Origin of the sequence: Acidiphilium sp. PA, assembly GCF_026191915.1 — a bacterium.
GTDB lineage: Bacteria > Pseudomonadota > Alphaproteobacteria > Acetobacterales > Acetobacteraceae > Acidiphilium.
In genome coordinates this window covers 142,950-160,139 of record NZ_JAIMBY010000006.1, presented here as the reverse complement: position 1 = coordinate 160,139, position 17,190 = coordinate 142,950, and the positions used below count along the sequence as shown (strand labels likewise).

Sequence of the window (17,190 nt, the reverse complement as noted above, 5' to 3'; positions counted from 1 at the left end):
CTCAGCCCATCGGTTCGGCGATCACGGGGATTGATTTGGCCGCCGGCGTCTCGGCCAGCGCGTCATGATGATACAGCGGCAGCAGCGGATTGGTCTCGGGATAATATGCGCCCACCGATCCGCTCGGAATATTGTAGGCAATCGCCGTCAGATTCTCGACCATCCTGACCGTCGCATCGGTCGAAACCGTCCGCAGCCGCACCTTGCCGCCCGGCTTGATCCCACGCGAGGCCATGTCCGCCTCGTTCATGAACACCACCATCCGGTCGCCCTTGATGCCGCGATACCGATCGTCGTTGCTGTAGACCGTGGTGTTGTACTGATCATGGCTGCGCAGCGTGGCGAGGCGCAACAACCCGGGCTCGGCCACGCGCGCGGTATCCTCGGCGACGCCTTTGAACACCAGGAAATTCGCCCGGCCCGTTCTGGTCTTCCAGATCCGCTCACTCGCCGGATTGGGCAGCCGGAACCCGCCGGGTTCGCGCACCCGCCGGTTGAAATCGCGGAACAGCTCAGGATAGACCGCCTCGATGTCGTCACGAATCTTATCGTAATTCGTGGCATACCCATCCCAGTCGATATGCGTGTAGCGGTCGGGGAAAATCGCCTTTGCCATGCCGCAGACGATCCCCACTTCCGACATCAGATGCGGGCTGGCCGGCTCGAGCAACCCGCCCGAGGCGTGCACGAAACTCATGCTGTCCTCGACCGTGACCGATTGCAGCACGCCACCCTGCTCATCGAGCTCGCTGCGCGCCCGGCAGGGCAGGATCAGCGCATCCTGCCCATGCACCAGATGACCGCGATTGAGCTTGGTGTTCACCCCCACGGTCAGATGCAGCCGGCGCATCGCCGCCTCGGCCACCGGCGTATCGGGCACGGCGGCGACGAAATTGCCGCCCATCGCCAGAAACACCCGCACCTCGCCCCGCATCATCGCCTCGATGCTGGTCACCACGCCATGCCCATGCGCGCGCGGCGGCTCGAATTTGAACACCGCGCCCAGGCGGTCCAGATACGCCGCGGTCGGTTTTTCATCGATCCCGACGGTCCGATCCCCCTGCACGTTGGAATGCCCGCGCACCGGCGAAATCCCGGTGCCCGGACGCCCGATATTGCCGCGTAACAGCAAAAGATTAACGCATTGCTGGATGTTTTCCGACCCATGCTGATGCTGGGTGATACCCATGCCGTACATCAGAATGACCGATTTCGACTCGCAATAAATCGTCGCGACCTGCTGCAGAACCTCACGGCTCAACCCGGAGGTCGCAACGATATCCTCCCACGATGTCGCATCCAGATCGGCAACGAAATCCTCGAATCCGTGCGTATGCGCCGCGATGAAATCGTCATCGAGCACACCGCCGGTCCCGGCCGCCTTGCCGGCGCGATCCGCCTCGATCACCAGTTTCATGATGCCCTTGAGTGCCGCGGCATCGCCGCCGACCTTCACCTGGCAATACAGATGCGCGATTTTCGCCCCGCTCGACAGCATATCCTGCGTGCTCTTGGGGTCGGCGAACCGCTCCAGCGCCCGCTCGCGCAGCGGGTTGAACACCACAATCCGCGCCCCGCGCTTCGCCGCCTCGCGCAGCGTGCCCATCGCGCGCGGCGAATTGGTGCCGGGATTCTGGCCGATGTTCAAAATCATGTCCGCATGCTCGAAATCCTCGAGCACCGACGTCCCCTTGCCGATCCCGATCGACAGCGGCAGCCCGCGGCTGGTCGGCTCGTGGCACATGTTCGAGCAATCGGGGAAATTATTGGTGCCCACCAACCGCCCCAGCAGCGCGAACAGAAACGCCGCCTCGTTCGAGGTGCGGCCCGACACATAGAACTCCGCCTGATCGGGATGCTCCATCGCATTGATGTGCCGCGCGATCAGCGCGAACGCATCATCCCATGCGACCGGCACATATTTGTCGCGCGCCGCATCGTAGCGCATCGGCTCGGTCAGCCGCCCCTGCTCCTCGAGCCAGAGATCGCTCTTGGCCAGCAATTCCGTCACCGTGTAGCGCTCGAAAAACGCCCGCGTCACGCGCTTGTCGGTCACTTCCCAGGCAATCGCCTTGGCGCCGTTCTCGCAGAATTCGAACGATGACGTGTGCTTCGGATCAGGCCACGCACAGCCTGGGCAGTCGAACCCCTCGGGCTGGTTCGCCGCCAGCAGCGCCTTGCCGCCCCGCGCCACCACACTCTGCCGCCGCAGCGCCTTCGCGGTCGCCGCCAGCGCGCCCCAGCCGCCGGCCGGTGCGTCGTAAGGTGCGAAAATCTCGTCCTGCTCGGCCATGCGATACTTCCTCCGCGGTGCGTTGGGCCGACATTGGGGATTTCGGCGAATAACGCAACTGCTCTGCCCCGCAATGCAGCACAAGCTTCGGGAGGGAGGCTGCCATGACCGACATGAGCGAAGGAAGGGAAAGACTTCTTTTTTGTGAACAAAAAAGAAACAAAAAAACTTTGCTAATCTGGGCCCATGCCCGTGAAAACGCCCGTGCCCCAGGGTCGGAAAGTTTTTTGCTTCTTTTTTTCAAAAAAGAAGCGCTTCCCTTCCCCTTCGCAACACCCGATAACCCGCCGATGCGCACCCTGATCATCGATACCGATACCGCCTCCGACGACGCCATCGCCCTGATCATGGCGCTCCGCACGCCGGATGTGCGGATCGAGGCCATCACCATCGTCAGCGGCAATGTCGCCGTCGAACAAGGCGCCATCAATGCCGGCATCGTGCTCGACCTCTGCGGTGCCCGCGTGCCGGTCTATCGCGGCGCCGACCGCCCGCTGCTGAAACCCCGCGCCGATGCCGGCTATTTCCACGGCGCCGATGGCCTGAGCGACGTCGGATTCCCAACCCCCACGCACGAGGCCGAGGCCGAACCGGCGGTCTTCGAACTGATCCGGCGTTGCCGCGCGGCACCCGGTGCCATCGACCTCGTCACCCTCGGCCCGCTGACCAACATCGCCCTCGCCCTGCGGATCCAACCCCAACTCGCCACCTGGGTCCGAAGCTGCACCATCATGGGCGGCAACCCCGGCAGCATCGGCAACGTCACGCCGGCCGCTGAATACAACATCTGGTGCGACCCTGAAGCCGCCGCCATCGTGCTCGCGTCGGGCATGCCCATCACCCTGGTCGGCTGGGAACTCTCACGCGGCGCCGCCTGCCTCGATGCCGATGACATGACCCGCCTCACCACGTCCCGCCACGCCACCGCCCGCTTCGCCATCGCCTGCTCGCGCAGCGCCCTGCGCGCCGCAACCGCAACCCAGGCCGAACCCGGCCTGCCCCTGCCCGACCCCGTCGCCATGGCCATCGCCCTCGACCCTTCGATCGTCACGCACACCACGCGGTGCGGCGTCGCCATCCCGCTCGATGGCCTCGCCCGCGGCGCCACCCTGATCGACGAACTCGCCACCGCCGGCAAACACGCCAACGATCCCGCCTGGGCCCAGACACTGCCGCCCATCGATGTCTGCCGCACCATCGACATCGCCCGCTTCAAATCGATGCTGTTCAGAACGCTGGAACAGGACTGACCCGCGCCGCACACAATCCGCCGGCACCGATCACGAAGCTGTATAGTGCGCGCCGAAGGCTTATATACGGCGTGTCGCACCCATCCAGGAGGTCCCCATGACGGGCCGTTCGTTGATCCGCAGTCTCGCCGTCGCCGGCCTGCTCATGTTCGGCCACGGCATCGCATCCGCCCAAACCACCCAGACACCCCAGCAGATCCAGATCATGATCGCGGATGGCCACGCCCGCACCGCGCTCGCCGACCTGCGGCCGATCCTTCGCGCCCACCCGCAAAGCGGCGTCGCCTGGTATCTCACCGCCGAAGCGCAGGACGCACTCGGCAACCGTCCCGCCGCCCGCACCGCGCTGGCCAAAGCGGAATCCGCCGCCCCCGGCCTGCCCTTCGCCAAACCCGATAAAGTCGCCGCCCTGAAAGCCCACCTCGCCGGCCCGGCACCCGCACCGCTCGCCCCCACCGGCTTTCATATGAACAAATTCGGCCTGATCCTCATCGCCCTGCTGGCCGTGTTCTTCATCGTGCGGATCATCCGCCGGTCACGCCAGACCGCGATGCGCCCGCCCCAGCCCTACGGCTTCGGCAACCCGAACATGGGCATGGGAAACCAACCCCCCTACGGACCCGCCGGCCCCACCGCCAGCGGATCAGGCCTCGGCAGCGCCCTGCTCTCCGGCCTCGCCACCGGCGCCGCCTTCGTCGCGGGTGAACGCATCGTCGGCGACCTGCTCGGCAACCAGAACGCCAGCCGCGACGATGGCATCGCACCACCCGACCCCCAAGCCCCCGACCGCGACGACGGCCTGTCCGGCTCACCCGATTGGAACGATAACAACCAACCCACCGACGACAACACAGACTTCGACCCCGATAACAACTGGTAAGCGTCTGGCGATGGGAGCACCGAAATCTGCGGCGAGCCGGCGGGTCTCGCTTTTCCTGCCGCCATCATCCCTCGCACACCACCGCACGCTGTCGTCCTGACACGTCGACTGTCGATGACGACGGCAGTGCGGTTCGCCGCACGTCCCGCCTATTCGCCGTCCCGCATGACCCGTTGATGGTTGATGGTTTACGGCCGCCCAACCTGAGACGCCGCCACCCGGGCCCCGGCCCCGAACGCGTGCGGCGCGCCGGAAATCGAGAGGCGCACGATCAGCCTCAGAACCCGTCCTGTCGCGGGAGTGAGAAACTATCCTTTGTCAATTGCGGCACTTTCAGGCCATATTCCAGTCCAACCCATCACAAGACGAACGAGGAACGCAAATGCTCGAAACCTTGGACGGCCGCGTATCGATCTATCAGCCGGAACAGCAGGGCCTGATCTTCCCGGAAATCCCACAGTTTTCTTCGTTCGAGGCCGAGCGGACCTATCGCAAGCAGCATCTGGTTGCGGCCGTACGCGCCTTCGCGATGCATGGTTTCGATTACGGCTTCGCCGGGCACCTGACAATCCGCGACCCGGAACGGCCCGAGCTGTACTGGACCAACCCGATGTGCGTCCATTTCTCGCAAGTCAAGATGTCGAACCTGATTCTGGCGGATCATGCCGGCAACGTCGTGCAGGGATCCCACGCGATCAATCGAGCCGGCTTCGTTCTTCACGCAGCCGTCCACGAAGCGCATCCGGACATCGTCGCGATGTGCCATGCTCATACCGTCTACGGCACCGCCTGGTGCGCCACGGGGCGGCCGCTCGACATGATAAGCCAGGACGCCGCCTGTTTTTACAATAACCACGTTGTAATCGGGGCCTCCGCGGGTGCGGTCGCGGTCGAACGCGAGTCCGGCTATTCGATCGCCAGCGCTTTCGCCAACGCACGGGCTGCACTGCACCAGAATCACGGGCTGCTGACCGCCAGCCGCCACAGCATCGACGACGCCGCGTTCTGGTTCATCGCCCTCGAGCGGTGCTGCCAGGTGCAGCTGTTGATCGAGGCGTCCGGTGTCAAACCCCGGACACTCTCCCAGAAGAACGCCGAATACAGCCGCCAGCATGTCGGCAACGATTTTATCGGCTGGCTGCATTTCCAGACGCTTTACGCCCAGATCGCAGCGCAGCAGCCCGATATGTTCGACTGACCAAAAAACCGCTATTCTGGAATTCTTCGGCCACGAGATTGCCGCGTCCCGGTTCACTCAAAGCCCAAGCCCACAAAAATGTGGGATGCCTGCACGCTCATTGAGCATAGCTTTACGAAAAGCGCGCCCGTGGCGGGACCTGACAACCCCGCGCCCATCCATCGCGGCCGGATTACACTGAATTCGGCACCTGCTCCGCCGCCTTCAGCATCGCATGCGGCGCCGCAAGACATGCCCCACACCACCCGGGGCCGGGCCGTGAGCGAGATTGTCGCGATCCTGCAATCACGTCGTCTGGCGCCATCGACCGCTCCACGACAATCTTTATAATCCGTGCGCGTGATCTTGTTTGGCAATACTGCACGTGGGGGCCGGCGTGTTTCCCGCCCCGAGGTCCCACCAGAGCCCGGCGAAGGCAGTGATCGCCTCGCGCAGCGACGAGGCCAGACTATGTTCATCGGGCCCGTGCTGCTGGCAGCCGTTGTAGCTGTGCGGCACCCAGACCAGCGGCACGTCGAGATGATCGACGAACACATCGCCGGGCAGGCCACCGGCGGCATTGGGGATGATCTGCACGCGGCGATCGAGGCTGCGCGCGATACTGTCGGCGGCGAACCGAACCCAGGGGTGTGCGGGATCGGTGCGGCTCGCCGGCATGCGGATGCCGGCGCGCTCGATCCGCACCTCGGGAAATCCCGCCGCATCGAGATGACCGCGCAGATCGGCTTCGAAACGCGCGGGATCGGCATCGACAGTGTAGCGCAGCTGGCAGTGCGCCCAAGCATCGGGTGCGACGGCGTTGACCGGATGGGCCGGCGTGCCGGAACTCATGGCCAGCACGATGAAGCTGGTCCAGGCGAAGATTTTTTCCGCATCGGTCAGGCCGGGCTCGCCCCAGCCCGGATCGATCGCGGCAGACTCGCCGCCACCGCCGACCGGGCAGCCCTCCAGCACCGCCCTGGTCGCCGGCGGAATGCCGGCCTGGGGCAACCAGCCGGGCACCAGAATGCGGCCGTGGCGATCGCAGATCGAGGCCAGCGCATGCGCGAGAATCACCGCCGGGTCCGCCGCGAGGCCGCCCCAATGGCCCGAATGCACGCCGCCGCGCCGCAACGAGACCCGCAGATCGAAATGGAACGTGCCGCGCGTGCCGGTGGCGATGGTCGGCAGATCGGGCAGCACGCGCGGCCCATCGGAGGCGATCAGCACATCGGCCGCCAGCAGGTCGCGCCGCGCCGCGACGAAGGCGCGCAGCCCGCGCGAGCCCTGTTCCTCGCTGGTCTCCAGGATCAGTTTGATATTGAACCCGAGCCGGCCCTGCCGTGCCGCAATCACGGATTCCAGCGCGGTGAGATTGACCGCGTGCTGGCCCTTGTTGTCGGCGGTGCCGCGGCCGTACCAGCGATCACCCTCGACCGTCAGCGCCCAAGGCGCCAGACCAGGGCGCCATTGGTCCTCGAGCCCGTGTACCGTATCGCCATGGCCATACGTGATGACGGTCGGCAGACCCGCCGCTTCGATCCGCTCGGCAAACAGGATCGGCCCGAAACCGGGTTCCGGGTTCGGATGCAGCGCGACGGTGAAGCCGAGGCGGAGCAGCCAGGGGCGCATATGCGCATCGAGATAGGTTGCGACATCCGCGGCATGATCGGGGTCCTGCGACGTGCTGGGCACCGCGATCAATTTGGCGAGCACATCCTGGAACCGGCCGGAGTCGAACGCCTCTCGCGCGTGGGCGATGGCGGCGGTGCGATCGCTCATCGTGCGTCAGCCGGCCGAGGCGCGCGGCAGCTGGCGTTCGACCAGCGCGGCATACAGGCCGGCGCCGAACGGGATTGCCGCGTCGTTGAAATCGTAGCGATCATTATGCACCGGCGCGCTCGCCGCGCCATTGCCCAGATTGATATAGGCGCCGGGGCGGGATTCCAGCATGAATGAAAAATCCTCCGACCCCATCACCGGTGCGCTCGCGCGATCGATCTTCGCGGCATCGACCAGCGAGGCGGCCGCCTCGACGATCGCATCGGTCGCTGCCGGATCGTTCACCAAGGGCGCGAACAGAAACCGGAAATCGACCGTCGCGACCGCGCCGAAACCGGCGGCGATCTGGCTGGCCAGGCGCTTCATGTTGTCTTCCATCATCTGCATCGTCTCGCGCTTGAAACTGCGCGCGGTGCCGCGGATCGTCGCGGTTTCGGGGATCACGTTATAAGCGGTGCCTGCCTGCAGGCCGGTGATGCTGAGCACTGCCGGATCGCCCGGGGTAACGTTACGTGAAACGATCGATTGCAGCGCACTGGTGATCGCTGCGGCCGCCAGCACGGGATCGACGCTGTCCTCCGGCCGGGCGCCATGCGCGCCGCGGCCGGTGACGGTGATATCGAAAAACGCGCCGCCCGCCATCATCGGCCCGGGCTTGATCGCAAACGCGCCGACCTCGAGCCCCGGGCGATTGTGCATGCCGAACACCTGCTGGCAGGGAAACCGGTCGAACAACCCGGCGCTGATCATGGCGTTCGCACCGCCCAGACCCTCTTCGGCGGGCTGAAAGATGAAATTGACTGTGCCGTCGAAATTGCCGGTGGCCGCCAGATAGCGCGCCGCGCCGAGCAGCATGGTGGTGTGGCCGTCATGACCGCAGGCGTGCATCACGCCGGGGTTGGTGCTGGCGTAGGCGAGCCCGGTCGCTTCGGTGATCGGCAGGGCGTCCATATCCGCGCGCAGCCCGATGCTGCCGGCACCGTTGCCACGGCTCAGCACGCCGACCACCCCGGTGCCGCCGACCGCGCGATGCACCGCGATGCCCCATTCCGTGAGCTTTGCCGCGACCAGATCGCTGGTGCGATACTCTTCAAAGCCGATCTCGGGATGGGCGTGGATGGAGCGGCGGATCGACGTCAGATCGTCGTGATAGGCCCGAATCGCATCGACAATATCCATCGTTTCGCACTCCTTTCCATCGCCGGCACCTGCGGGGCGCAGCGTCCCGGTCGTGACCATCGTGATAATCGCCTACCGGATGATGGATCTTCGGTTAATCTGAGCAAAGCGCATATCGCGTGCGACGGCAATATTGCACAGCGGGCGGGCGTTCGATCGGCAGCGGCTCGTGCGGCCCTTCGGCCTCAAGACTGCGGCCGATCTCGAGGCCGCATGCGGCGACCGGATAAATATCTTCCGGGTTCTCGAACGGTATGAGAATGAAATCAATCTCGGCGAGGACGACACGCATCTCGATTTCCGCCTGTCGGTCCTCCAGCAGCCCGCATCCCCGCGGCAACCGCAGCGACTCACGGTGACCACACTGATCTTCTGCCATCGTCCCCTCGGGCGCGTCTACATCACCCTCATCGCGCCGTTCCATCGCGCGGTCGTGCGGCGGTCGCTTGATCGGGCCCGGACGCTCGGCTGGCCGCGCCATGAGCAGCCGCCAGTATGAGCACCCGGTATGAGTACCGCGGGCATTTCCAGCGGTCGCCCATTCTTGCGGTTGGCGATCCCTGGCCGGCGAGCCCCGCATCACCCACATCGCGGCTTTCGACAGTCTGGCCCAGCGAACCCGGCTACGTCCAGAGGTCTACGGAAGAGGCGTCTGGCCACCAAGGGAAGGCCCGGAGCAGATCATCGAGGCGACTGCGACGATCGCGTTGCCGGAGGGCGGGCCAGCCTTGGCCTGGCGCTGGAACAGCCGCACGCCAAGCAGGTCCTCCAGCTTGCGGATCGCGTGGCTCACCGCACTCGCCGTCAGGCCAGGTTCCGCCGCCGCGGCCCGGAACGATTCTGACCGTCCGGCGGCTTCGAAGGCTCGCAACATGGAGAGCGGGACATTGTTCAACATCGCGCACACACATGAACTGAATTCATCATCTCATGCAAATTAAGCGTCTGATGTTTCATGTACCTACGCGTTTATCTCATCGCGGCACGGGTGCAGGAAACAAAATGCTACTCACGGGAAAGACGGCGGTCATATCGGGCGCCGCGAGCGCAAAGGGTATCGGAGTTGCAACAGCCCGTCTGCTCGCCGCGCATGGCGCACGCATCGCCATTCTCGATCTTGATCAAGCTGCATCGGCGGCTGCCGCCGCGTCGATTGGCGCCGAGCATGCTGGCTTCGCCTGCGACGTCACCGACCGCGCAGCCTGTGAAGCCGCCGCCCGGCAGGCGATCGCCGCCTTCGGTCAGATCGACATTCTGATCAACAATGCCGGCATTACCGAGCCGCTGCGCCTGCAGGACATCACCGAGCGCAACTGGGAGCGGATCATCGACGTCAACCTTACCGGCGTGTTCTATCTCAGCCAGGCTTTCCTGCCCCACATGCGCGACCGGCGCGCCGGCTCGATTGCCTGCATGTCCTCGGTCTCGGCCCAGCGCGGTGGCGGCATATTCGGCGGTCCGCATTATTCGGCCGCCAAGGCCGGCGTCCTGGGCCTTGCCAAGGCGATGGCCCGCGAGTTCGGCCCGTTCGGCATCCGGGTCAATTCAGTGACACCCGGCCTGATCAAGACCGAAATCACCGGTGGCATGCTGACCGACGAGATGCGCACGGAAATTCTCAAAGGCATCCCCATCGGCCGGCTCGGCACCGCTGAAGACGTCGCCCGGATCTTCCTGTTCCTCGCCTCCGATCTCTCCGCCTATGTCACGGGCGCGGTGATCGATGTGAACGGCGGCATGCTGATCCATTAACCCACTCATAGCGCCGGAACCCCGACATCATGCCCACTCTCGATATCCATGCACCGCCCGCCGGACCCGCCGGCGGATTTCCCTACGCCGGTTCGAACGTCTCGCTTCGCGAGCGTGCCTACCGCATCCGCCGGCACGCGCTGCGGATGGGTGAGGTCCAGGGCCAGGGTTACATTGCCCAGGCGCTCGGCATCGCCGACGTGCTTGCCGTTTCCTATTTCCATGCGCTGCGCCACCGGCCGGACGACGTGCACTGGGAAGGGCGCGATCGCTTCCTCCTCTCGATCGGCCATTACGCGATCGCGCTGTACGCCGCACTGATCGAGGCCGGCATCCTGCCCGAGAGCGACATCGAGACCTACGGTACCGACGAGAGCCGGTTGCCGATGTCCGGCATGGCGGCCTACACGCCGGGCATGGAAATGACCGGCGGCTCGCTCGGCCACGGCGTCGGCATTGCCGTTGGCATGGCACTCGGTCTCAAACGCAAACACTCGAATTCGTTTGTCTACACATTGTTCTCCGACGGCGAGTTGAACGAGGGCTCGATCTGGGAAGGTGTCATGGGTGCGGCCCATTGGCAGCTCGACAATCTGATCGGCATCGTCGACGTGAACGACCAGCAGGCAGATGGACCATCTTCGGCGATGTCCTCGCGCGAACCGCTGCACGAGCGGTTCCGCGCCTTCGGCTGGCACACCCAGCGCGTTGACGGCAACGATATCGATGCAGTTGTCGCAGCCTTCGACGCGGCACGCGCAGCCAGGGTTGCCGCCCCGCGCATCGTGATCTGCGACACGCAGATGGCCAAGGGCGTGTCCTTCTTCGAAACCCGCGAGCGCAACCACTTCCTGCGCGTCGAGCCCGGGGAATGGCAGCAGGCGATTGCCCTGCTCGATGAAACCTTCAGCGGAAAGACCCTGTGATGAGCACCGCTCAAACCACTGCCGCGCCGAAGAAGCGGCTCGCCACCTCGGCGATGATCGCCTCGATCGCGACCGCCGACCAGCGCACGACCGCAGCCCCCTTCGGCAACGCGCTGGTCGAACTGGCAAAGTCGCGGCCCGAAATCGTCGGCCTCAGCGCCGACCTCGCGAAATACACCGACATGCACATCTTCGCAAAAGCCTATCCCGAGCGGTTCTACCAGATGGGCATGGCCGAACAGCTGCTGATGATGGCAGCGGCCGGGCTCGCGCGGGAAGGAACGGTGCCCTTCGTCACCACCTACGCCGTGTTCGCCGCCCGCCGGGCCTATGACTTCATCTGCATGGCGATTGCCGAGGAAAAGCTCAACGTCAAGATCGTTTGCGCCCTGCCCGGCCTGACCTCCGGCTATGGGCCGAGCCATCAGGCAACCGAGGATATCGCGATCTTCCGCGGCATGCCAAACCTCACCATCATCGACCCGGCCGATGCGTTGGAGATCGAGCAGGCGGTGCCCGCGATCGCAGCGCACGAGGGTCCGGTCTATATGCGTCTCCTGCGCGGCAACGTGCCGCTGATCCTCGACGAGTACGGCTACACATTCGAGATCGGCAAGGCAAAGTCGCTCCGCCCCGGCAACGACGTTCTGGTGGTCTCGACAGGGTTGGCCACGATGCGCGCGCTGCAGGCCGCGGAGATGCTCGGCAAGGACGGCATCGGCGTCGAGGTTCTGCATGCGGCAACGATCAAGCCGCTCGATCTCGACACGATCATGACCGCCGCAGGCAAGGGCGGACGCCTCGTCGTCGTCGCCGAGAACCACACGGTGATCGGCGGTCTTGGCGAGGCAATTGCAGCCGGCCTCCTCCGCGCCGGAATCGCGCCGAAATTCCGCCAGATCGGCCTGCCGGACGAATTCCTCGCCGCCGGCGCCCTGCCCACCCTGCACGACCGCTACGGCATCTCGACCGCAGCAATGGTCCAGCAGATCAAGGGCTGGTTATGACGCGACCGTGGCATCGGCATCACCACAACGGGTGATGCGATCGGCAATGAGTACGGAGGAACCAGGAATGTCTGAAAACGGGTCTTCGTCCATCCTGAAGGATCGCGATTTCAATCAACGCATATCGCCAGGCACCGTTCCCGCCCCTGCCGGTGCGCCGGCCGGTCCTGCAAAAATCATAAACCGGCTGATCGGGATTGCGCCGAAATCCGCTTGCAGGCTCTACCGGATGAACAGTGATAAGATCTCCCGCGCGCCACGGCAGGCCACAGCGAGCGGCATCGGGTATGGTACCGGCGATCGAGCAGCGAAGCGCATCCCGGCGCCGTTGCCGATCGCGGATACCATGATGAATTCGAAACGTATATCCGAGCGCCGGTTCCAGCTTCGCAACTCTGAAAAAAACGAAACGGCGTGGCTGCCTGACACATTCGCTATCAAAGCGCCCTTGCCGTGGGATGTTCCCGCCGCTGCGACCGTCATAAGATCCCCCGGTCGATACACCCCTATGTCCTGCACGCGATCGACGCCTTCGGCGTGGACCGGTGCATGTTCGCAAGCAATTTTCCGGCCGGCAAATTGTTCAGCCCGCATGATGCGATTTTCGATGCCTTCAAAGAGATTGTGTCGGACTTTACCGGGCACGAACGGCCGAAATTGTTTCACGCGAACGCAACACGGATCTACCGCCTGTGACCGATGGTACCCGCTACCGGTTACGGGAGGTCGTTGAAGTCGCGACCTGAGTCCTGCAAGTGGCGGATTGCCCATCAGCAGGCGTCGCGACGGGTTTACTGATCCAGAGAACGTCCAAAAGAAGGAAACGAACATGAACCAGAAATCGATCCGCCGCCGGATGCTGCTGAGGAGTGCAGCAAGCCGTAGGATAGGCAGAGCCCTTGCGAAGCCAATCGCCCACAATACCAAAATCGACCCATCTGCCCCTTCAACCATCCCCATAAAGTCAATCCGGCCTCAACCATCACCCCCAACATCCGCCACCACGCCACACCCCAAACCAAGAATCTAACAGTCCCCCTAACAAATCCCTTTCTCACCCCCCGCCCGCCATGGTTTACGTACCGTCATGATCGCAAACGCGCCGTTCATGCCTGCCGACCCGACCGAGCGCTTCACGGTGATCTTCCGTGCCCTGCAACGCTCGGTTGCCGACAACGGCTACCGCCTCAAAATCCACGGCCCGCTCATCGTCCTGATCTGGAACTACCTCGCCCGCCAGATCGCCCGCTTCGCCCGCATCGCATCCCGCCCACCCCAATCCCCCCGCACCCGCACCCGCGCTCCCAGACCGGTCGGGCGCGAACCCGCCACCGCCATCCCCAACCCCAAACCACCCGTCACCCTGCCGCGCGGCTTCGCCTGGCTGATCCGCCTGCTCCCCAACGGCCCCGCCACCGTCGTCGCCGGTGCCGCCGCCCGCGCCGATCTCCAGCTTTTCATGGAAGACCCCATCGTGCTGGAGCTGCTGGCCACCCACCCCAGCCTCGGCCGCATCCTCCGCCCCCTCCACACCATGCTCGGCCTGCGTCCCCCCCAAATCATCAAACGCCCCAGAAAACCCCGGGGCGAACCCACAAACCCCGCCACCCCCCGCCCCAAACGCCCCCGCCCCAGGCGCCAGCCCGACTTCATGGCCCAATACAAAGTCAACCCCGACGGCAGCATCGACTTCACCCCCGAACAACTCCGCGACATCCTCGGCCCACCCCCACCACCCGTCCCGCCCTGGCACCACCCCTTCGTGCCCTCGTTCGACGCCAAAAAAATGTGGCGCAAAGGCCCGCGGGGCTGATGCACGCCTAAATCGTTACGATTGCGACACGAAATAGACAAAGAAGCAAGGGAAGTTCTTCTTTTTTGTGAACAAAAAAGAAGCAAAAAAAACTTTGTTAATTTGGGTCTGCGGCTGTGACAACGCCCGTGACCCAGATTAAAAAACTTTGCTAATCTGGGTCCGTGCCGGTGAAAACGCCCGTGACCCAGATTAAAGAAAGTTTTTTGCTTCTTTTTTACAAAAAAGAAGCCTTCCCTTCCCTTCCCTGCCCTACCCTCTGCCACCACCCTCAAGTATCGACCTCTCCCGCGTGCGTGTCGGCCTCCAGAAACACCCGGCTGCCGAGCAGATCCTCTGGTTCGATCATCGTCAGCATTGCGGGATCGATCAGCCCGTCATGCGCGATCAACCGGTTTGCCTGGCGCAACCGTGCCCGGTCGAGTGCGTTGCGGATCGAGCGCGCGTTCGAGAAATACGGCCGCTCTCGCCGCCGCGCGATATAGCGGTCCATCACGGCCCGTGCCTCCGGCGTGAACCGGTAATTCTGCCGTTGCAGCATCGTATCGCTGATCGAAAGCAGTTCGGCGTTCTCGTAATCGGGAAAATCGATGTGATGCGCGATGCGCGAGCGGAATCCCGGATTGAGCGTGAAAAACTTGTCCATCCGGTCTGCGTAGCCTGCGAGAATCACCACCAGGTCCTCGCGCTGGTTCTCCATCACCTGCAACAGGATCTCGATCGCCTCCTGACCGTAATCGCGCTCGTTATCCGGCCGATACAGGTAATACGCCTCATCGATGAACAGAACGCCGCCGATCGCCTTTTTCAAAATCTCCTTGGTCTTCGGGGCGGTATGCCCGATGTATTGCCCGACCAGATCATCCCGCGTCACCGAAATCAACTGCCCTTGCCGGACAAAGCCGAGCGCCTTCAGAATACTTGCCATCCGCAGCGCCACTGTGGTCTTGCCGGTACCCGGATTGCCGGTAAACGACATGTGCAACGTCGGTGCCTCCGTCGCATACCCGTATTTCTGCCGCACCCGCTCGACCAGCAGCAACGCCGCAATCTCACGGATGCGCGCCTTGACCGGCTTCAACCCGACCAGATCGCGCTCGAGTCCATCGAGCACTTCGCTGATACCCGCTCCGGCGAACTCGGCCTTCAGGTCGATCGGTTCGGTCGGGCGCATTGCAGGGTCCGCATGGTCGAGCATCATCATCTCCCTCAGTCGCCGTAGCGTGCGCCTTCCGGCTTTTGCAGCCCGTAGGCCCGTGTCTCATAACGCATCATCCGCCCGCCGATTTCCTGGCGCGTCAGCATGAACCCGGCCTCATCGGCCGGCCGCTGCACGATGAAGGAAATTCGCAACGACTCCCACGTGTTCGTCGCATCGAAGGCGCTGAGCCTGATGTAGCAGTCGGTATGAATACGCCGGCAATCGCTCAACTCACCCATGATCGCTTTCGCATCGCGAATATCGAACATCGGCAGACCCCACATCTCCCAATACGTGTTCCGTGGGTGCGGATCATCGGTATACTCAAGATTGACCGCCCAGCCATTGTCGAGACAGTACTGGATCTGTTTGCTGATCTGCTCGTCGGTCAGATCGGGAAGATACGAAAAGCAACCTTGCGTGACTCGCATTATCATGATCCTCAGTATGCTGGCATCGGGGAAGCAACAAAATCGGGCGTGTCGGTCGAGGTATAGTCGAATGTCACATCGCCCCAGGTGTCGAGCGCCTGGCGCAACGGCAGACAATGCCGCGCCGCCTGGGCCAGAATGTCCGGGCCCTCGCGGTAGTAATCACGCCCCTCGTTGCGGGCCAGGATCATCGCTTCGAGCGCCACTCGATTGGCCGTCGCTCCGGCCGCAATGCCGAGCGGATGGCCAATGGTGCCGCCGCCGAACTGCAGCACGACATCCTCGCCCAGATGATGCAGCAATTGATGCATCTGCCCCGCGTGAATCCCGCCCGAAGCCACCGGCATCACCTTGCGGGTGCCCGCCCAATCCTGCTCGAAGAAAATGCCATGCTCCAACCGCATCGGATTGTAGTCCTCGCGCAGCACGTCATAAAACCCGCGCGTGGTCAGCGGATCGCCTTCAAGCTTGCCGACCACGGTGCCGGCATGAATGTGATCGACCCCGGCAAGCCGCATCCATTTGGCGATCACCCGGAACGACACACCATGCGTCTTGTGACGCGTGTAGGTGCCGTGACCCGCGCGATGCAGGTGGAGGATCATGTCGTGTTTGCGCGCCCATTTCGACATCGACTGGATCGCGGTGTAGCCGATCACGAGGTCGATCATCACGATGGTCGAGCCGAGCTCATGCGCGAAATTCGCGCGCTCGTACATTTCTTCCATCGTGCCGGCGGTAACGTTCAGATAGGTACCCTTGACCTCGCCCGAGACCGCCTGCGCGCGATTGACCGCTTCCATGCAGTATAAAAACCGATCCCGCCAATGCATGAAGGGCTGGCTGTTGATGTTCTCGTCGTCCTTGGTGAAATCGAGCCCGCCTTTCAGAGCCTCGTACACCACGCGGCCGTAGTTGCGGCCCGACAGGCCCAGCTTCGGCTTGACCGTGGCACCCAGCAGCGGGCGGCCGAATTTATCGAGCCGCTCCCGCTCGACCACGATGCCGGTGGCAGGACCGTCGAAGGTTTTGATATAGGCAACCGGCATCCGCATGTCTTCCAGCCGCAGCGCCTTGAGCGGCTTGAAGCCAAATACGTTGCCGATGATCGAGGCGGTAAGGTTGGCGATCGAACCGGGTTCGAACAGCGCGAGATCATAGGCTATATAAGCAAAATACTGGCCCGGCCCGTTCGGCACCGGATCGACCCGGTAGGCTTTGGCGCGATATTTTTCGCAGGCGGTCAGCCGATCGGTCCACACCACCGTCCAGGTCGCGGTCGAGCTTTCCCCCGCGACCGCGGCGGCCGCCTCGATGGCGTCGACCCCGTCCTGCGGCGTGATGCGAAACAGCGCGATGACGTCGGTGATTTTCGGTTCGTAATCGGGCTCCCAATAGCCCATCTTGCTGTATTCCATGACGCCCGACCGATAGCGGTCCTTGCCGCGGACGGTCTTGGCGTCGGCTATGTTTGGTGTGGGTGTGTCCATTGTCAGGTC

16 protein-coding genes are annotated in these 17,190 nt (G+C 63.7%); 9 read left to right on the top strand and 7 right to left on the bottom strand.

All coding sequences use genetic code 11. From position 1 onward, the window contains the following. Position 1: 1 nt before the first annotated feature. Complete coding sequence (locus AruPA_RS10485) at positions 2-2,293, bottom strand: FdhF/YdeP family oxidoreductase (RefSeq protein WP_265636629.1); 2,292 nt, start codon at positions 2,291-2,293, stop codon at positions 2-4. A 290-nt stretch (positions 2,294-2,583) separates the two neighbouring features. Between AruPA_RS10485 and AruPA_RS10480 the strand changes: the two genes are divergently transcribed. The 3 genes from AruPA_RS10480 to AruPA_RS10470 all read left to right on the top strand — a co-directional run bounded on the left by AruPA_RS10480 (position 2,584) and on the right by AruPA_RS10470 (position 5,621). Next, positions 2,584-3,543: a nucleoside hydrolase gene (locus AruPA_RS10480; RefSeq protein ID WP_265636628.1), complete on the top strand. Its 960-nt coding sequence runs from the start codon at positions 2,584-2,586 to the stop codon at positions 3,541-3,543. Between the two features lie 97 nt (positions 3,544-3,640). After that, a complete protein-coding gene (locus AruPA_RS10475) occupies positions 3,641-4,423 on the top strand; it encodes a tetratricopeptide repeat-containing protein (protein ID WP_265636627.1) in 783 nt (260 codons plus the stop codon). Between the two features lie 382 nt (positions 4,424-4,805). Beyond that, a complete protein-coding gene (locus AruPA_RS10470) occupies positions 4,806-5,621 on the top strand; it encodes a class II aldolase/adducin family protein (protein WP_265636626.1) in 816 nt (271 codons plus the stop codon). Between the two features lie 324 nt (positions 5,622-5,945). On the opposite strand, the gene AruPA_RS10465 is transcribed toward AruPA_RS10470, so the two are convergent. Both AruPA_RS10465 and AruPA_RS10460 read right to left on the bottom strand, forming a co-directional pair. Further along, positions 5,946-7,382 (bottom strand): M20/M25/M40 family metallo-hydrolase, encoded by a 1,437-nt coding sequence (locus AruPA_RS10465; RefSeq protein ID WP_265636625.1) that lies wholly within the window; start codon positions 7,380-7,382, stop codon positions 5,946-5,948. Between the two features lie 6 nt (positions 7,383-7,388). Further along, positions 7,389-8,561 (bottom strand): M20 aminoacylase family protein, encoded by a 1,173-nt coding sequence (locus AruPA_RS10460; RefSeq protein WP_265636624.1) that lies wholly within the window; start codon positions 8,559-8,561, stop codon positions 7,389-7,391. A gap of 169 nt (positions 8,562-8,730) precedes the next feature. On the opposite strand from AruPA_RS10460, the gene AruPA_RS10455 reads away from it, so the two are divergent. Next, positions 8,731-9,060, top strand: a complete 330-nt coding sequence (locus tag AruPA_RS10455; RefSeq protein WP_265636660.1) for a DUF2867 domain-containing protein — start codon at positions 8,731-8,733, stop codon at positions 9,058-9,060. Between the two features lie 138 nt (positions 9,061-9,198). Here AruPA_RS10455 and AruPA_RS10450 read toward each other — a convergent pair whose 3' ends face one another. Next, complete coding sequence (locus AruPA_RS10450; protein WP_265636623.1) at positions 9,199-9,459, bottom strand: LysR family transcriptional regulator; 261 nt, start codon at positions 9,457-9,459, stop codon at positions 9,199-9,201. 104 nt (positions 9,460-9,563) lie between these two features. On the opposite strand from AruPA_RS10450, the gene AruPA_RS10445 reads away from it, so the two are divergent. The 5 genes from AruPA_RS10445 (at position 9,564) to AruPA_RS10425 (ending at position 14,059) form a co-directional block, all read left to right on the top strand. Then, a complete protein-coding gene (locus AruPA_RS10445; protein WP_265636622.1) occupies positions 9,564-10,313 on the top strand; it encodes an SDR family NAD(P)-dependent oxidoreductase in 750 nt (249 codons plus the stop codon). A gap of 29 nt (positions 10,314-10,342) precedes the next feature. Continuing rightward, positions 10,343-11,239 carry a transketolase gene (locus AruPA_RS10440; RefSeq protein ID WP_265636621.1) on the top strand — a complete coding sequence of 299 codons (897 nt, stop codon included), beginning with the start codon at positions 10,343-10,345 and terminating at the stop codon, positions 11,237-11,239. Next, a complete protein-coding gene (locus AruPA_RS10435) occupies positions 11,239-12,246 on the top strand; it encodes a transketolase family protein (protein WP_265636620.1) in 1,008 nt (335 codons plus the stop codon). The genes AruPA_RS10440 and AruPA_RS10435 overlap by 1 nt, the downstream gene beginning before the upstream one ends. A 453-nt stretch (positions 12,247-12,699) precedes the next feature. Continuing rightward, complete coding sequence (locus AruPA_RS21800) at positions 12,700-12,942, top strand: amidohydrolase family protein (RefSeq protein ID WP_408858592.1); 243 nt, start codon at positions 12,700-12,702, stop codon at positions 12,940-12,942. 391 nt (positions 12,943-13,333) lie between these two features. Continuing rightward, the gene (locus AruPA_RS10425; protein ID WP_265636618.1) at positions 13,334-14,059 is read left to right on the top strand and encodes a hypothetical protein; all 726 of its coding nucleotides are present in this window, start codon (positions 13,334-13,336) and stop codon (positions 14,057-14,059) included. Between the two features lie 271 nt (positions 14,060-14,330). On the opposite strand, the gene cbbX is transcribed toward AruPA_RS10425, so the two are convergent. From cbbX to AruPA_RS10410, 3 genes are read right to left on the bottom strand one after another with little or no spacing between them, the layout of a single operon-like run. Further along, entirely contained in the window at positions 14,331-15,257 is a 927-nt protein-coding gene (gene cbbX, locus AruPA_RS10420; RefSeq protein WP_265636617.1) for a CbbX protein, read from the bottom strand. 11 nt (positions 15,258-15,268) lie between these two features. Continuing rightward, a complete protein-coding gene (locus AruPA_RS10415) occupies positions 15,269-15,691 on the bottom strand; it encodes a ribulose bisphosphate carboxylase small subunit (protein WP_265636616.1) in 423 nt (140 codons plus the stop codon). 11 nt (positions 15,692-15,702) lie between these two features. Further along, positions 15,703-17,181 carry a form I ribulose bisphosphate carboxylase large subunit gene (locus tag AruPA_RS10410; RefSeq protein WP_265636615.1) on the bottom strand — a complete coding sequence of 493 codons (1,479 nt, stop codon included), beginning with the start codon at positions 17,179-17,181 and terminating at the stop codon, positions 15,703-15,705. Positions 17,182-17,190 lie beyond the last annotated feature (9 nt).

Excerpts from the sequence above, each read along its gene's own strand:
- AruPA_RS10470 (WP_265636626.1), top strand. The coding sequence starts at position 4,806 with ATGCTCGAAACCTTGGACGGCCGCGTATCGATCTATCAGCCGGAACAG.
- AruPA_RS10450 (WP_265636623.1), bottom strand. The coding sequence starts at position 9,459 with ATGTTGAACAATGTCCCGCTCTCCATGTTGCGAGCCTTCGAAGCCGCC.
- AruPA_RS10410 (WP_265636615.1), bottom strand. The coding sequence starts at position 17,181 with ATGGACACACCCACACCAAACATAGCCGACGCCAAGACCGTCCGCGGC.
- AruPA_RS10415 (WP_265636616.1), bottom strand. The coding sequence starts at position 15,691 with ATGCGAGTCACGCAAGGTTGCTTTTCGTATCTTCCCGATCTGACCGAC.
- AruPA_RS10435 (WP_265636620.1), top strand. The coding sequence starts at position 11,239 with ATGAGCACCGCTCAAACCACTGCCGCGCCGAAGAAGCGGCTCGCCACC.
- AruPA_RS10480 (WP_265636628.1), top strand. The coding sequence starts at position 2,584 with ATGCGCACCCTGATCATCGATACCGATACCGCCTCCGACGACGCCATC.
- AruPA_RS10465 (WP_265636625.1), bottom strand. The coding sequence starts at position 7,382 with ATGAGCGATCGCACCGCCGCCATCGCCCACGCGCGAGAGGCGTTCGAC.
- AruPA_RS10425 (WP_265636618.1), top strand. The coding sequence starts at position 13,334 with ATGATCGCAAACGCGCCGTTCATGCCTGCCGACCCGACCGAGCGCTTC.
- AruPA_RS10445 (WP_265636622.1), top strand. The coding sequence starts at position 9,564 with ATGCTACTCACGGGAAAGACGGCGGTCATATCGGGCGCCGCGAGCGCA.
- AruPA_RS10460 (WP_265636624.1), bottom strand. The coding sequence starts at position 8,561 with ATGGATATTGTCGATGCGATTCGGGCCTATCACGACGATCTGACGTCG.
- AruPA_RS10440 (WP_265636621.1), top strand. The coding sequence starts at position 10,343 with ATGCCCACTCTCGATATCCATGCACCGCCCGCCGGACCCGCCGGCGGA.
- AruPA_RS10485 (WP_265636629.1), bottom strand. The coding sequence starts at position 2,293 with ATGGCCGAGCAGGACGAGATTTTCGCACCTTACGACGCACCGGCCGGC.
- cbbX (WP_265636617.1), bottom strand. The coding sequence starts at position 15,257 with ATGCTCGACCATGCGGACCCTGCAATGCGCCCGACCGAACCGATCGAC.
- AruPA_RS10475 (WP_265636627.1), top strand. The coding sequence starts at position 3,641 with ATGACGGGCCGTTCGTTGATCCGCAGTCTCGCCGTCGCCGGCCTGCTC.